General features: G+C 52.0%; 12 protein-coding genes and 1 rRNA gene. 9 read left to right on the top strand and 4 right to left on the bottom strand.

What is annotated here, in order from left to right; translation table 11 throughout:
* Positions 1 to 4 precede the first annotated feature (4 nt).
* The 3 genes from GS3922_RS13310 to GS3922_RS13300 form a co-directional block, all read right to left on the bottom strand.
* Entirely contained in the window at positions 5 to 1,084 is a 1,080-nt protein-coding gene (locus tag GS3922_RS13310; protein WP_063166727.1) for an FUSC family protein, read from the bottom strand.
* A 117-nt stretch (positions 1,085 to 1,201) separates the two neighbouring features.
* Positions 1,202 to 1,735, bottom strand: coding sequence for a hypothetical protein (locus GS3922_RS13305; RefSeq protein ID WP_225995672.1), 534 nt, complete (start codon positions 1,733 to 1,735; stop codon positions 1,202 to 1,204).
* A gap of 395 nt (positions 1,736 to 2,130) precedes the next feature.
* Positions 2,131 to 3,417 carry a glutamate-1-semialdehyde 2,1-aminomutase gene (locus GS3922_RS13300; RefSeq protein ID WP_063166726.1) on the bottom strand — a complete coding sequence of 429 codons (1,287 nt, stop codon included), beginning with the start codon at positions 3,415 to 3,417 and terminating at the stop codon, positions 2,131 to 2,133.
* Positions 3,418 to 3,705: 288 nt separating this feature from the next.
* Here GS3922_RS13300 and GS3922_RS13295 point away from each other — a divergent pair, with 288 nt between their 5' ends.
* The 7 genes from GS3922_RS13295 to perR all read left to right on the top strand — a co-directional run bounded on the left by GS3922_RS13295 (position 3,706) and on the right by perR (position 9,194).
* A complete protein-coding gene (locus tag GS3922_RS13295) occupies positions 3,706 to 4,710 on the top strand; it encodes an ABC transporter ATP-binding protein (protein ID WP_063166725.1) in 1,005 nt (334 codons plus the stop codon).
* On the top strand, positions 4,703 to 5,494 hold the full coding sequence (locus GS3922_RS13290; protein ID WP_063166724.1) for an ABC transporter permease: 792 nt from the start codon (positions 4,703 to 4,705) through the stop codon (positions 5,492 to 5,494). Before GS3922_RS13295 ends, GS3922_RS13290 begins: the two co-directional genes overlap by 8 nt.
* A 4-nt stretch (positions 5,495 to 5,498) precedes the next feature.
* Positions 5,499 to 6,284, top strand: a complete 786-nt coding sequence (locus GS3922_RS13285; RefSeq protein WP_063166723.1) for an ABC transporter permease — start codon at positions 5,499 to 5,501, stop codon at positions 6,282 to 6,284.
* Positions 6,285 to 6,435: 151 nt separating this feature from the next.
* The gene (locus GS3922_RS13280) at positions 6,436 to 7,389 is read left to right on the top strand and encodes an L-lactate dehydrogenase (RefSeq protein WP_063166722.1); all 954 of its coding nucleotides are present in this window, start codon (positions 6,436 to 6,438) and stop codon (positions 7,387 to 7,389) included.
* 182 nt (positions 7,390 to 7,571) lie between these two features.
* Positions 7,572 to 7,976: a potassium channel family protein gene (locus tag GS3922_RS13275; RefSeq protein WP_063166721.1), complete on the top strand. Its 405-nt coding sequence runs from the start codon at positions 7,572 to 7,574 to the stop codon at positions 7,974 to 7,976.
* 63 nt (positions 7,977 to 8,039) lie between these two features.
* Positions 8,040 to 8,516 (top strand): thioredoxin-dependent thiol peroxidase, encoded by a 477-nt coding sequence (bcp, locus tag GS3922_RS13270; RefSeq protein WP_063166720.1) that lies wholly within the window; start codon positions 8,040 to 8,042, stop codon positions 8,514 to 8,516.
* Between the two features lie 225 nt (positions 8,517 to 8,741).
* Positions 8,742 to 9,194, top strand: a complete 453-nt coding sequence (perR, locus tag GS3922_RS13265) for a peroxide-responsive transcriptional repressor PerR (protein ID WP_063166719.1) — start codon at positions 8,742 to 8,744, stop codon at positions 9,192 to 9,194.
* 26 nt (positions 9,195 to 9,220) lie between these two features.
* On the opposite strand, the gene GS3922_RS13260 is transcribed toward perR, so the two are convergent.
* The gene (locus GS3922_RS13260) at positions 9,221 to 9,574 is read right to left on the bottom strand and encodes a YgzB family protein (RefSeq protein WP_063166718.1); all 354 of its coding nucleotides are present in this window, start codon (positions 9,572 to 9,574) and stop codon (positions 9,221 to 9,223) included.
* Positions 9,575 to 9,981: 407 nt separating this feature from the next.
* Between GS3922_RS13260 and GS3922_RS13255 the strand changes: the two genes are divergently transcribed.
* Together GS3922_RS13255 and GS3922_RS13250 are read left to right on the top strand one after the other, a co-directional pair.
* Entirely contained in the window at positions 9,982 to 10,860 is an 879-nt protein-coding gene (locus GS3922_RS13255) for a nucleotidyltransferase-like protein (RefSeq protein ID WP_063166717.1), read from the top strand.
* 721 nt (positions 10,861 to 11,581) lie between these two features.
* Positions 11,582 to 13,139 (top strand): 16S ribosomal RNA (locus GS3922_RS13250).
* Positions 13,140 to 13,716 lie beyond the last annotated feature (577 nt).

Here is a 13,716-nt window from a genome sequence, read left to right as displayed (position 1 = left end):
TCCGCTATGCGCGGCCGCCTGTTGCCTTTTCGAGCTGTTTTGTCAGCTCTTCATCGTAATGATAATGGTGAAAGCTGTCAATTAACTTATCCAAATGCTCAAGCCGGTCTCCGTAATCGATGATTGCTCCGATCAAGGAGAACAACCGGTACTCGGCGGGCGGTTGTCCCCCGGAGTAAAAGACCGTGGCGAGCTGTTCGCGCTGGCGGTACATTTCCTCGGCCCTCTTGTTATGAGGGAGCGGTTTGGCCTTATGGATAAACTTCAGCAATAACTGTTCGTGATAGTCAAGCAAGTGGCTAAGATGCAAGTAGATGGCTTGGCGGAGCTCAGTGGGCAGACGCCCGAGCTCGTTCTCGAGGCGATAAAGCCATTTTAATACCGACAGCGCCCGGTCGGCTGCTGCAATCATTTGCCTGTATAAGACGAGCTTGCGCGATTTTTGGAAGCGTTGGCGGCGGAAATACGTGCGCTCTTCCTTATACATGAGATAAAGATGCTCGAGTTTTGTCATTTCCTCGTGCAGCGTTTCGATCTCTTCTTTTAAATGATGATGGCCCGCTGCCTGCTGCTTATGCAGGCGGATCCATTTTAAAATGGCTTCTGTCTCGCCGCTGATTTTTTCATACAGCTTTTTTTCATACTTTGGCGGCAAGAAAATGAAGTTGACGAGAAAGGCGGCGAAAATGCCGAGCATGATTGTCAAAAAGCGGATGGCCGCAAATTCGATAAACTGGCGTTCTGTATATTCCATAATGGCGATGACGGTCACAAGCGCCACTGAAATCGTCGACGATTCAAGACGCATCTTTAGGCAAAGGGCGATGACGATCATAAGCGTCAAACCGACGATTAGCGGGTCACGGCCGAGGATAAGAACCGCGGCAATCGCGAACAAGGCGCCGATCACGTTCGCCTGCACTTGTTCGATTAACGATAAATAGGAACGATAAATGGTCGGCTGCATGGCAAATACAGCGGAAATGCCGGCAAACACCGGTGACGGAAAGTGAAACAGCGCCGCTAAAAACAAGGCGAGCGCCACGGCGATCCCCGTTTTAAAAATGCGGGCACCGAGCTTCATCTATGGGAATCTCTCCTTTTTCGTTTTGGTAAACCATTCAGTACTATACACAGTTTTATATATGAGTTCAAGGGAAAAATATAACGCTCCGCCGGAATTGGCAGAGCGTTGAAAAAGTCAGAAGGCGATCGGGATATCGGCAGCGCGCCGATTGGAGAGGCGAGCATTCACTTCCTGGCGGAAACGGGCGCCATCAAGTGCTGTCATGAGACGGAACAAACGGTCGGGTAAGGAAAACACATCGCTCGGCAGCATGGCAATTTGCCAAAACAACGTATTTTCATCCGCGGATGGCCGAATGGATTCGAACAAAAGGACGAAGCCAAACTGTTTGCAAAGCTGGCGAAGATGCGCCCGAATTGCCCCGGCGTCAGCGGAACGGGAAATGTGCACATGACCGACGGTGAAATGGTCGTTTGTCGCAATTTCCGGGTTTTGTCCGGCGTTGGCCAGTTTCTCCATCCATAGCTTGCGCGGGATGTCAAGTTGGATGGCGGCGCTGTCTCGTTCCAAATGACCCCATTGGGCAAGCGCCTCAAGGACGGTGCGGACATGCTCGTTAGTCGGGATGTTCCGCTTTTCCACTGCCGCCAGCAAAAAGGCGCCCCGTTGTTCTTCTTCATTTGGCGAACGATACGTATGTTGTTCCATGTATACTAGGCGCGCTCGGGAGGATATTCCCCCATTGGCGCCCGTCACCTCCTCCAATGGCTTGCTGGATGAAAAATGACAGTCTTAATTTTCAGAATTTGTTGTTTATCATACCATGCGAGCCGCAGGAAATCAATCGTCCCTTGCTTTGCTGCGGCGTTGTTCACAAAATTGTCAACATCGGCGTTCGTATAACAAACAGCGCCCGCCTGGCAGCGGGCGCTGCAATGGTGACGGCATGCCGATCTGAAGAGCTGAGGATTTAAGCAACCAATTCGGCGCAAAGAGGTCCCCATAATAAAAAATTGGTTTTTGAACCTTTGCGAAATGGCTGCTGGCAGGAAACATCGATTTTTCGTCAGCTTGCCGGAGGCGAGAACGGTATGCCTTGCCGATTACAGTTGCCGGAACGCGCGGCCGACCGCGTCGATCGTGTAAGCGATGTCGTCTTCGGTATGGGCGAGGGTGATGAACCATGCTTCATACTTGGACGGTGCGAGATTGACGCCTTGCTCGAGCATCAGCTTGAAAAATGTCGCAAACCGTTCGCCATCACTGCGCTGGGCTTGCTCATAGTTTTCGACTTTTTCTTCCGTAAAGAAGACGGTAAGCGCGCCTTTTAAACGATTGACGGTCACCGGCAGGCCGCATTGGCGGGCGTGGGCCATGATGCCTTCCTCAAGCATGGCGCCAAGCCGATCGAGGTGATCATACACGCCGTCTTGCTTCAACACTTCAAGGCAGGCGATGCCAGCGAGCATCGACGCCGGGTTGCCAGCCATTGTCCCGGCTTGGTAAGCCGGCCCGAGCGGAGCAACTTGTTCCATAATATGTTGGCGTCCGCCGTACGCCCCGATCGGCAAGCCGCCGCCGATAATTTTCCCCATGGCCGTCAAGTCGGGTTCAATGCCGAGCAAGTTTTGCGCTCCGCCATACATAAAGCGGAAGGCGGTGATCACTTCATCATAAATAACAAGCGCCCCCGCTTGGTGCGTGATGTCGTTTACGGCTTCTAAAAAGCCAGGTTTCGGCAGGACGATGCCAAAGTTGCCGACAATCGGTTCGACCAATACGGCTGCGACGTGTTCGCCCCAAACGTTCATCGCCTCACGGAACGATTCCACATCATTGTACGGCACCGTAATCACTTCTTGGGCAATGCTTGGCGGCACGCCGGCTGAATCCGGCGTCCCTAATGTCGACGGCCCTGATCCGGCGGCGACAAGCACGAGGTCGGAGTGGCCGTGATAGCAGCCGGCGAATTTCACGATTTTGCTGCGGCCGGTGTAGGCGCGAGCGACGCGGATCGTCGTCATCACCGCTTCCGTTCCTGAGTTGACAAACCGCACTTTTTCAAGCGACGGAATCGCTTCTTTTAACATTTTGGCGAATGTAATCTCATGCGGTGTCGGCGTGCCGTATAACACCCCCGTTTCCGCAGCGCGCCGGATGGCCGCGGCGATGTGCGGATGGGCGTGGCCGGCGATGATTGGTCCGTAGGCGGCCAAATAGTCAATGTATCGGTTTCCATCTACATCCCAGAAATACGCCCCTTGCGCCCGTTCCATGACAACCGGGGCGCCGCCGCCGACGGCTTTATACGAGCGGGAGGGGCTGTTCACCCCGCCGACAATGTGCTTAAGTGCTTCCTCATATAATTGTTCCGATTTTGTCCACTGCATCGTTTGATCCTCCTGTTTCCGATGACTGCTCCTTTATTTTACCATAATGTGCTGTCAGCTACGGCTATCGTGCTCGCTAGAACGAAGAAGCGGTTTTGTCATCGCGGGGGACAAGGGCGAAATAAGAGCTTTGTATTCGATGTGTCAAAAGCGTTTCCGCTCATTCCTCATCGGCATCTGAGAAACAAAACAGGTGAAAATGACGGTGATTTAGGTATAATGGCAACATAGAAGGAAAGGGTAGTCCACTTTTGTTTATCGACATCAGAGAGAGGCAGGAGGGAGAGAATGAACGCCATCGAAGTAGAACAGCTGCGAAAAGAATTTAAAGTGCACACAAGCCGCTCCGGTCTCGTCGGGGCGTTTCGCGATTTATGGACGCGCCGTTATATGACAGTTCGTGCCGTTGACGGCATTTCTTTTACCGTCAGGCAAGGGGAGATCGTCGGCTATATCGGCGAAAACGGTGCCGGCAAGTCGACGACGATCAAAATGTTGACAGGCATTTTAACTCCGACATCCGGGCGCATCGTTGTCAACGGGATGAACCCGCATAAAGAGCGGGAGAAATTTGTGCGCACGATCGGCGTTGTTTTCGGTCAGCGTTCACAGTTATGGTGGGACATCGCGGTTCAAGAGTCGTTCCGATTGCTAAAAAAGGTGTACCGTGTCCCAGACGAGCAATACGATCGCCATATGGGCGAGGTGATTGACATGCTTGAGATCGGCCCGCTTCTGGACAAACCGGTGCGCAAGCTGTCGCTCGGGCAGCGGATGCGCTGTGAGCTCGCTGCCGCGCTCATTCACAATCCGCCGCTGCTGTTTTTGGACGAGCCGACAATCGGTTTGGATGTGCTTGTCAAGCTCAACATCCGTCAGTTTTTGAAACAGTTGAACGAGCGGTACGGGACGACGATTTTGCTGACGACGCATGACATGTCGGACATCGAGGCGCTGTGTGAGCGGGTGATGATGCTTGATGAAGGAAAAATCATTTACGACGGTTCGCTTGAGCAGCTAAAAGAAAAATGGGGGCAAGGAAAACGGGTTTCTTTTACATTCGCCGAAGGAAAGGACGCCTCTATCTTGCAAGAGCTGACGGCCGGATTGGACGTTGTCTGGAAAAAAGGGGAACAGCCGAACATCTGGGTGGCGCACGTTCCATCGGGAGGAGTGCCGGAAGTCGTCAGCCGCGTCGCCGCCCGCTATGCGCTGCAAGACATCCGGATCCATGAAGTGTCGACGGAAGAGATTGTTCGCAATATTTATGAGGAAGGTGCGGTGAATGGATAAATATACAGAAATGATCCGCATCCGTTTTTTAATGATGCTTGCCTACCGGACAAACTATTATACTGGCATTCTCATTTACGCCATTAACATTGCGGCGTACTACTTCCTTTGGTCGGCCATTTATGGGGACAAACCGTCGATGCAAGGGATGTCGCTTGGCCAAATGACGACGTATGTGGCCATTTCTTGGCTGTCACGGGCGTTTTATTTTAACAACATTGACCGCGAAATCGCGATGGAAATCCGCGACGGAAAAGTGGCGACCGAGCTGATCCGCCCGTACAGCTATTTGGGGATGAAGGCGGTGCAAGGGCTTGGCGAAGGGCTGTTCCGCCTGTTCTTTTTATCATTGCCCGGACTTTTGGTCGTATCGCTTTTTTTGCCGCTTCAGTTTCCAGAACACGCCCATACATGGCTGTCGTTTAGCTTATCGCTTTTGCTTAGCTTTATCATTTATTCAGAACTGAACTTGCTCGCGGGGGTCGTGACGTTCTTTACATTCCGCAACGAAGGGTTGCTTAGGGCGAAGCGGTTTATCATTGATTTGTTTTCGGGGCTCATCTTGCCCATTTCCTTTTACCCCGATTGGGCGCAACAACTGATGCACTATTTTCCGTTTCAGGCGATCAGCTATATCCCGAGCATGATTATTACGGAAAGCTTCCAAGGCGTCGCCGTTCGCGACGGCCTGCTCATGCAGGCGGCGTGGTGCGCGCTGCTGCTTTTGCCGATTGGGGTGTTATGGCGGATGGCGAAAAAGCGGCTCGTCGTGCAAGGGGGGTAAACGATTGTTTTATCTATCAGTCTTTTTTCAATACATGGCGCAATATATGAAAACGAAACTGCAATACCGCGCCGATTTGCTCATTGAATGGCTATCCGATTTCATGGCTCAGGCGGTCAACTTGGTCTTTTTGCTCGTTGTGTTCGGCCATACGCCGCTCCTTCATGGTTGGTCGCGCGATGAGATTTTGTTTATTTACGGTTTTTTTCTTGTTCCGTATGCCGTATTTGGCGCCTTTTTTAACCTTTGGGATTTTAATGAACGATATATTGTGCAGGGGGAAATGGATCGCGTGTTGACGCGTCCGGTGCACAGCCTGTTTCAGATCATTCTCGAGCGGATGGAGCTCGAATCGTTGCTCGGGGCCATACCGGGGTTGATCATTATGGCGTACGCTGGCGTCCGTCTGTCGCTTACGTTTCATTGGTATGATCTCTTTATCTTTGTTTTATTGGTGATCGGCGGCGCGTTCATTTATGCCGGCATTTTCATTTCACTGGCGACCATTAGCTTTTTTGCCGATGCCCGAACGTCAATCATGCCGATGATGTACAACATCAGCAGCTATGGCCGCTACCCGGTCGATATTTACCATCGCGTCATCCGCTATATTTTAACGTGGCTGCTTCCGTTTGCCTTTGTTGGCGTCTATCCGGCTTCGTATTTTCTTCGCAAGGAAGAATGGTATGGCTACGCGTTTTTCACTCCGGTAGTCGGCGCCTTGTTTTTTGCCATCGCCGTCATGCTTTGGAATGCTGGGGTGAGGCGGTATCGCGGGACGGGGAGCTGACTGCCCCGTCCGCTTTTTTGCTTAACGGAGGCTGTCATAAAAATGACAAACAACGGCCAAACAATTGCCATAATCGTTTATGCATAGTTCTCGCTTCATCGCGTAAAATAATTTGTGAATATATTCACAATAATAAGAAGGGAGAACAGCGATGAAAAACGGAGGAGGAAATCGAGTGGCGGTCATCGGCACCGGGTTTGTCGGTGCCAGCTATGCATTTGCTTTATTGAACCAAGGGGTTGCCGATGAAATTGTGCTCATCGATGCGAATGAAAATAAAGCTGCGGGCGATGCGATGGATTTCAACCATGGGAAAGTGTTTGCGCCGAAGCCCACGGACATTTGGCATGGCGATTACCGCGACTGCCGCGACGCTGATTTAGTCGTCATTTGCGCCGGCGCCAATCAAAAACCAGGCGAGACGCGGCTTGATCTAGTGGATAAAAATATCGCCATTTTCCGCTCGATCGTTGAATCGGTTATGGCGTCCGGGTTTCAAGGGCTGTTTCTTGTCGCTACGAACCCGGTCGACATTTTGACCTATGCGACATGGAAATTCAGCGGACTGCCTCATCATCGAGTGATCGGTTCAGGGACGATTTTAGATACGGCGCGATTTCGCTTTTTATTAGGCGAGTATTTCGCCATCGCCCCGACGAATGTCCACGCCTACATTATCGGTGAACACGGCGATACCGAGCTTCCGGTCTGGAGTCAGGCTGACATCGGCGGCGTGCCGATCCGCAAGTGGATCGAATCGAAAGGAGAACAGGCAAGGGAGGATTTGGAGCGCATTTTTGTCAACGTTCGCGACGCTGCCTATCAAATTATCGAGAAAAAAGGAGCGACATACTACGGCATCGCCATGGGGCTCGCCCGCGTGACGCGCGCCATTTTGCATAACGAAAATGCCATTTTGACCGTCTCAGCTTATTTGGACGGCTTATACGGTGAACGTGATGTCTATATCGGCGTACCGGCGGTCATCAACCGTAATGGCATCCGCGAAGTGATTGAAATTGAGCTCGACGATAATGAGCAAAAATGGTTTCGTCATAGCGCAGAGACGCTGAAAGGTGTGTTGGCCCGCTCCTTTGCGCAGTGAGGAGCTGACCTCTCACAAAAACCGAGAAGGGCTCTATCCTGCTGAACGGGTAGTCTAGCAGGCGGCACAGCCCGACGGCGTCCGCTGTTTCAAGCCTTATCGAGATTGCGGCGGTTCACCCCGTCATAATTGTCCGTTCGGCCACGTATATATAAACAACGGACAAAGATGGAGGGAACGCGATGGATTACGCCTTCCTTGGAGTGGTTACTGCCATACTGCTTGGCAGCATCACCTCGCTTTGGACAGCGCGCGTTCAAGCGACGCACCGCCTCTCGCTCGACAGCTTGTGGGTGCTCGTTCAGTGGTATATAACGATGCTGCTCGGCTTTGCTATGATTTATATGATTTTGCAGGCGAAAGGCCATGCGGTGTTTACCCCGTCCTCAAACAATATGGCGGGGAACCGTTTGGCTTTGCTTGAGGATAGCTTGTACTTAAGCGGCATGACGCTCTTGTCAGTCGGATACGGGGATGTGACCCCGATCGGCATCGGGCGGTGGATCGCGATCGCTGAGGCGCTTCTCGGTTACATTATGCCAGCGGTCATCGTGACGCGCACTGTATTTGACTGGGATCGCCGCTAACAGTTGCAATTTCCCTCCGTCTTCGCTACGCTAAAAGAAAACGAAGAAGACGGAGGGAACGCCATGACGACAGCCATTGGCCAGCCAGCCCCAGATTTCACCTTGCCGGCAAGCAACGGGAAAATGGTTTCACTTTCAGATTTCCGGGGTCACTATGTCGTGCTTTATTTTTATCCAAAAGACATGACGCCCGGGTGCACGGCCGAGGCATGCGACTTTCGCGACCGCCATGAGCAGTTTGCTGGATTGAACGCCGTCATCTTAGGGGTGAGTACAGACCCAGTCAAGCGGCATGAAACGTTTATAGAGAAATATCAGCTGCCGTTTTTGCTTCTTTCCGATGAACAGCATCACGCAGCGGAACTGTACGGGGTTTGGAAGAAAAAGCGGAATTTTGGCAAGGAATACATGGGTATTGAGCGCTCGACGTTCATTATCGCCCCCGATGGAACATTGGCAAAGGAATGGCGCGGGGTGAAAGTAAAGGGACACGTCGATGAGGCGCTCGCGGAGGTGGCCCGATTGGTCTCATCTAGGTAAGCGTCCAAGCAACATCAGTTATGTTGCGTATGATACATAGTAACCTCCTCAAATGAATGAAATGTGGCGGGCGGGAAATATTTCCGCCCCCTTTTTTTGTTAAAAAGATGCCCAAGCCCATATATTAATGGTATCTATATTGACAAAAGGCATACATTCCTTGTAGACTAATTATAAATATTATAAAATGATAATTTTTTTTATCTTTTGCAGAGAGTGAGGTGCATGACGGTGTCTGTCAACGAGCAACTGAAGGAAGCGCTGGACATGCTGAAAAAGACGGGCATACGCATTACGCCGCAGCGTCATGCGATACTGGAGTATTTGGTCAGCTCGATGTCCCATCCGACGGCTGATGAAATATATAAAGCGCTGGAAGGGAAATTTCCGAATATGAGCGTCGCTACCGTCTACAACAACTTGCGCGTCTTTAAAGAAATCGGGCTTGTCAAAGAGCTGACATACGGTGACTCCTCAAGCCGGTTCGATTTTGTCACATCCAACCATTATCATGTCATTTGTGAAGAATGCGGCAAAATCGTGGATTTCCACTATCCAGCGCTCGATGAAGTCGAGCAGCTTGCCGCTCACGTTACTGGATTTAAAGTCGATCATCATCGCATGGAAGTGTACGGAGTATGCCCTGACTGTCAAAAAGGCAGGGGGCGGACGCATTAAAAAAGCTGACAGCACGAAAAGGGCTATCAGCTTTTTCTTTTTTTGTTGTATTTTTCATCGAATTCTTTCCCTTCGAGCTCGCGATCCAGCGTCAGGGGCTCGCGGCAAAACATACATAAGTCAACGCGGCCGAGCATTTTCGTCACCTTGCCGCATGACGGGCAGACGACTTGGACCGCTCTCGTTGAGAGCGTACCGATCCAAAAGTACACAATGCCGCTCGCGACAAGGAATAAAAGTCCAAACACCATAAACAGCGTCATGACGATCGGGGACGTGCGGAAAAACAGCCCGAGATACATGACGATGACTCCGACAAAAATCAAGCTTAAAGCAAACGTGCGAATTTTGTTGATTTTGCTCGAATATTTAATACCCATCGTCGTCCCTCCTACATACACCACTATACCATAAAACAGGGGACGATCGGGAAGGAGAAATCAACAAAATTGACAGGCGTTTTTTACTCAGAAGAGAGGAATTTCTCGTCTTTTGTCGAATAACGAACGACAGCAACAAGCTCCCCGCCTTGGTCAAGCAGCGAATGATAGCAGTAGGACTACGTTGCGGGATGTATACATGGCAGCATCAACGGACGCTAGCAACATTTTCGTCATCTGTATAAAAACAAGGTTTGAATCATCGACGACGCTGGAAGGGAGGAAGCCGTTACAGAAAAACTGCCGGTGCCAAAAGTGAAAAAGAATATGTTCTCCTGCCCGGTTTTATAAAGGGAGAGTTTGCCGGATGCCGCAACCTTACCGACTTTCTGTAACGGGAATAATTTATGGAAGAATTGCTGCGTCCCATTTATCAGGAATGGGCAAGCCGTTGCAATACACGCGGAATTTTACTCATTGAAAAAACGGCGGGACATGCGACGGTGACCGATACGTTCGATGTGGTATTGCTCGTCATTGTCGATTCGCAAAGTGAGCCTTTGTATTTGAAACATTACTCAGTTAGCGGCGAGAAGGCGGCGCTTTATGCGGTGAATGAGCGAAAATTAAACGAATGGTTTGTTCTCGGGTCGCATCGAAAGGCGATCGACTGGGTATTCAACGGAAAAATCGTATTTGACCGCAACGACTACGTTTGGCAGCTGCGCCAGCGCCTTGAGCAATTTCCCCCTAAGGAACGTCGGCTGAAAATGGGCCTGGAATTTGCCAAACTGATTCGCCGCTATACCGATGGCAAGGCGCTGTTTACCGCCCGACACTGGCTTGATTCATACAACCATATGATGCACGCCTTGCACCATTTAGCGCGGCTCACAGTGATCGAGCATGGCCTTTATCCGGAAGTGACGGTATGGAATCAAGTAAAGCAAATGGATGGACAAATTTATAAGTTGTATGAGGAGTTAGTCGGGAGCGAGGAGCCGCTTCCAAAACGGCTTGAGCTCCTGTTGCTGGCGAGCGAATTTTTAATCCATTCTTTTATAGTGTCAGGCTCTTCTCACTTATGCGAGGTGTTGAAGGAAAAGAGTGGGGCATGGAGCATTGAGGAAATGACCCGCCATCCGCAGTTTGCGCCTTATTCGGTCGACCTTGCCATCATGCTCGAATATTTAGTGGAAAGAAAAGTGTTAACTGCGGTAGAGGTGCCGACAAAAGGGAACAGGATGTTTGAACGCTATTATATTTTGCAGGAAGGGAAAATTTGATGAACCTCTCCCATCTAGCCTTTGTTTAACCTAATTTTGAAAGATGCTCCCCACTGTCAAACGAGACAAAAAAGGAGGGGTGTTGCCAACTGGGGCGCTCGGCCAACTTTTGTCCATGAGGCGGGATGACCCGACAAGCCCCGTCTCTGAGCGCTAGTGCGGGCGGGGGAGCATATTACTTTCGGCTGGGCGTCAACGACCTCCACCTAGCCAACGCTTGAATGGGGGCTTGCGTAACGGGGATTGGATGGTCTTGATACAACGGTTTTCTCTACATTTTATGAATGTGGAATGGTTGGGGAAAATGAGGCAGTTCAGCAAAGACGGGCTGTCTATCGCGAAAAGTAAAAAAGCTATTGACTTCTATGTCGAACGATGATATATTTTAAATCGCTGCCGCGACGGAAAAGCGTTGCGGAATAAGATGAATAAAAAAGTGTTGACAACCAATAATAAAAATGCTAATATGTAAAAGTCGCTTCAAGAGAGCGGAAGAAACAAAAATAAGCTTGTTCCTTGAAAACTGAACGAAACGAAGCGCAACGAAAAGCTGAGGCCGCTTGCCTATCGGCGAAACGCGCTAGAGGGCCTGCGAGGAGGCTATTGCCGCCGCAGCAGGACCGAAGCGTCGCGAGTCGATGGCGGCCGAAGCTAGACAATACGAAAAGCTGAGGCCGCGGCGCCTTTGGTGCTGAGGCCGAAGCCAAAGCCAATCAACTTTCTATTGGAGAGTTTGATCCTGGCTCAGGACGAACGCTGGCGGCGTGCCTAATACATGCAAGTCGAGCGGACCGAATGAGAGCTTGCTCTTATTTGGTCAGCGGCGGACGGGTGAGTAACACGTGGGCAACCTGCCCGCAAGACCGGGATAACTCCGGGAAACCGGAGCTAATACCGGATAACACCGAAGACCGCATGGTCTTCGGTTGAAAGGCGGCCTTTGGCTGTCACTTGCGGATGGGCCCGCGGCGCATTAGCTAGTTGGTGAGGTAACGGCTCACCAAGGCGACGATGCGTAGCCGGCCTGAGAGGGTGACCGGCCACACTGGGACTGAGACACGGCCCAGACTCCTACGGGAGGCAGCAGTAGGGAATCTTCCGCAATGGACGAAAGTCTGACGGAGCGACGCCGCGTGAGCGAAGAAGGCCTTCGGGTCGTAAAGCTCTGTTGTGAGGGACGAAGGAGCGCCGTTTGAACAAGGCGGCGCGGTGACGGTACCTCACGAGAAAGCCCCGGCTAACTACGTGCCAGCAGCCGCGGTAATACGTAGGGGGCGAGCGTTGTCCGGAATTATTGGGCGTAAAGCGCGCGCAGGCGGTTCCTTAAGTCTGATGTGAAAGCCCACGGCTCAACCGTGGAGGGTCATTGGAAACTGGGGGACTTGAGTGCAGGAGAGGAGAGCGGAATTCCACGTGTAGCGGTGAAATGCGTAGAGATGTGGAGGAACACCAGTGGCGAAGGCGGCTCTCTGGCCTGTAACTGACGCTGAGGCGCGAAAGCGTGGGGAGCAAACAGGATTAGATACCCTGGTAGTCCACGCCGTAAACGATGAGTGCTAAGTGTTAGAGGGGTCACACCCTTTAGTGCTGCAGCTAACGCGATAAGCACTCCGCCTGGGGAGTACGGCCGCAAGGCTGAAACTCAAAGGAATTGACGGGGGCCCGCACAAGCGGTGGAGCATGTGGTTTAATTCGAAGCAACGCGAAGAACCTTACCAGGTCTTGACATCCCCTGACAACCCAAGAGATTGGGCGTTCCCCCTTCGGGGGGACAGGGTGACAGGTGGTGCATGGTTGTCGTCAGCTCGTGTCGTGAGATGTTGGGTTAAGTCCCGCAACGAGCGCAACCCTTGCCTCTAGTTGCCAGCATTCAGTTGGGCACTCTAGAGGGACTGCCGGCGAAAAGTCGGAGGAAGGTGGGGATGACGTCAAATCATCATGCCCCTTATGACCTGGGCTACACACGTGCTACAATGGGCGGTACAAAGGGCTGCGAACCCGCGAGGGGGAGCGAATCCCAAAAAGCCGCTCTCAGTTCGGATTGCAGGCTGCAACTCGCCTGCATGAAGCCGGAATCGCTAGTAATCGCGGATCAGCATGCCGCGGTGAATACGTTCCCGGGCCTTGTACACACCGCCCGTCACACCACGAGAGCTTGCAACACCCGAAGTCGGTGAGGTAACCCTTACGGGAGCCAGCCGCCGAAGGTGGGGCAAGTGATTGGGGTGAAGTCGTAACAAGGTAGCCGTACCGGAAGGTGCGGCTGGATCACCTCCTTTCTAAGGACGAAAAGCGGAGGCCGCCCGCCTATCGGCGAAACGTGCTGGAGGGCCTGCGAGGAGGCTATGCCGCCGCAGCAGGGCCGAAGCGTCGCAAGCCGATGGCGGCCGGAGCTAGACAGTACGAAAAGCGGAAGCGCCGCGATTGGCTCTCGAAGTCAAATGTTCTTCACCCGCAGGGGTGCTTGCACCCCGAGGGGGAAGGTTATTTGGCAGAAGAGAGCCAGGCGCTGGAGCTAGACAATACGAAAAGCGAAGGCCGCGAACGGCCGACCATTAACAAATCGCGCTTCCGTTTCGTTCAGTTTTGAAGGAATGAGAATTCCTTCTCGTTTGCGTCTGCGTCTACAAGCAGGTTCAGAGGAGCCAGATTCCTCGACGCAAACCAGCGAAGAAGCAAGCTCAATGGAGCGACTTCGTTCCTTGAAAACTAGATAACCGGAAAAGCTGAGGCGCCGAAATTTCGCCTAAAGGCCGCCCGCGTCCTGCGGGCAACGGCGAAATATCGCCATCCTGGCGATCTCGAAGCCAAATGTTCTTCACCCGCAGGGATGCTTGCATCCCAAGGGAGGAGGTT

Origin of the sequence: Geobacillus subterraneus (genome assembly GCF_001618685.1) — a bacterium.
Lineage (GTDB): Bacteria > Bacillota > Bacilli > Bacillales > Anoxybacillaceae > Geobacillus > Geobacillus subterraneus.
The sequence above is the reverse complement of the archived record's forward strand: the minus strand, read 5'-3'. Positions and strand labels throughout refer to the sequence as shown.

Excerpts from the sequence above, each read along its gene's own strand:
- GS3922_RS13310 (WP_063166727.1), bottom strand. The coding sequence starts at position 1,084 with ATGAAGCTCGGTGCCCGCATTTTTAAAACGGGGATCGCCGTGGCGCTC.
- GS3922_RS13305 (WP_225995672.1), bottom strand. The coding sequence starts at position 1,735 with ATGGAACAACATACGTATCGTTCGCCAAATGAAGAAGAACAACGGGGC.
- GS3922_RS13300 (WP_063166726.1), bottom strand. The coding sequence starts at position 3,417 with ATGCAGTGGACAAAATCGGAACAATTATATGAGGAAGCACTTAAGCAC.
- GS3922_RS13295 (WP_063166725.1), top strand. The coding sequence starts at position 3,706 with ATGAACGCCATCGAAGTAGAACAGCTGCGAAAAGAATTTAAAGTGCAC.
- GS3922_RS13290 (WP_063166724.1), top strand. The coding sequence starts at position 4,703 with ATGGATAAATATACAGAAATGATCCGCATCCGTTTTTTAATGATGCTT.
- GS3922_RS13280 (WP_063166722.1), top strand. The coding sequence starts at position 6,436 with ATGAAAAACGGAGGAGGAAATCGAGTGGCGGTCATCGGCACCGGGTTT.
- GS3922_RS13275 (WP_063166721.1), top strand. The coding sequence starts at position 7,572 with ATGGATTACGCCTTCCTTGGAGTGGTTACTGCCATACTGCTTGGCAGC.
- bcp (WP_063166720.1), top strand. The coding sequence starts at position 8,040 with ATGACGACAGCCATTGGCCAGCCAGCCCCAGATTTCACCTTGCCGGCA.
- perR (WP_063166719.1), top strand. The coding sequence starts at position 8,742 with ATGACGGTGTCTGTCAACGAGCAACTGAAGGAAGCGCTGGACATGCTG.
- GS3922_RS13260 (WP_063166718.1), bottom strand. The coding sequence starts at position 9,574 with ATGGGTATTAAATATTCGAGCAAAATCAACAAAATTCGCACGTTTGCT.
- GS3922_RS13255 (WP_063166717.1), top strand. The coding sequence starts at position 9,982 with ATGGAAGAATTGCTGCGTCCCATTTATCAGGAATGGGCAAGCCGTTGC.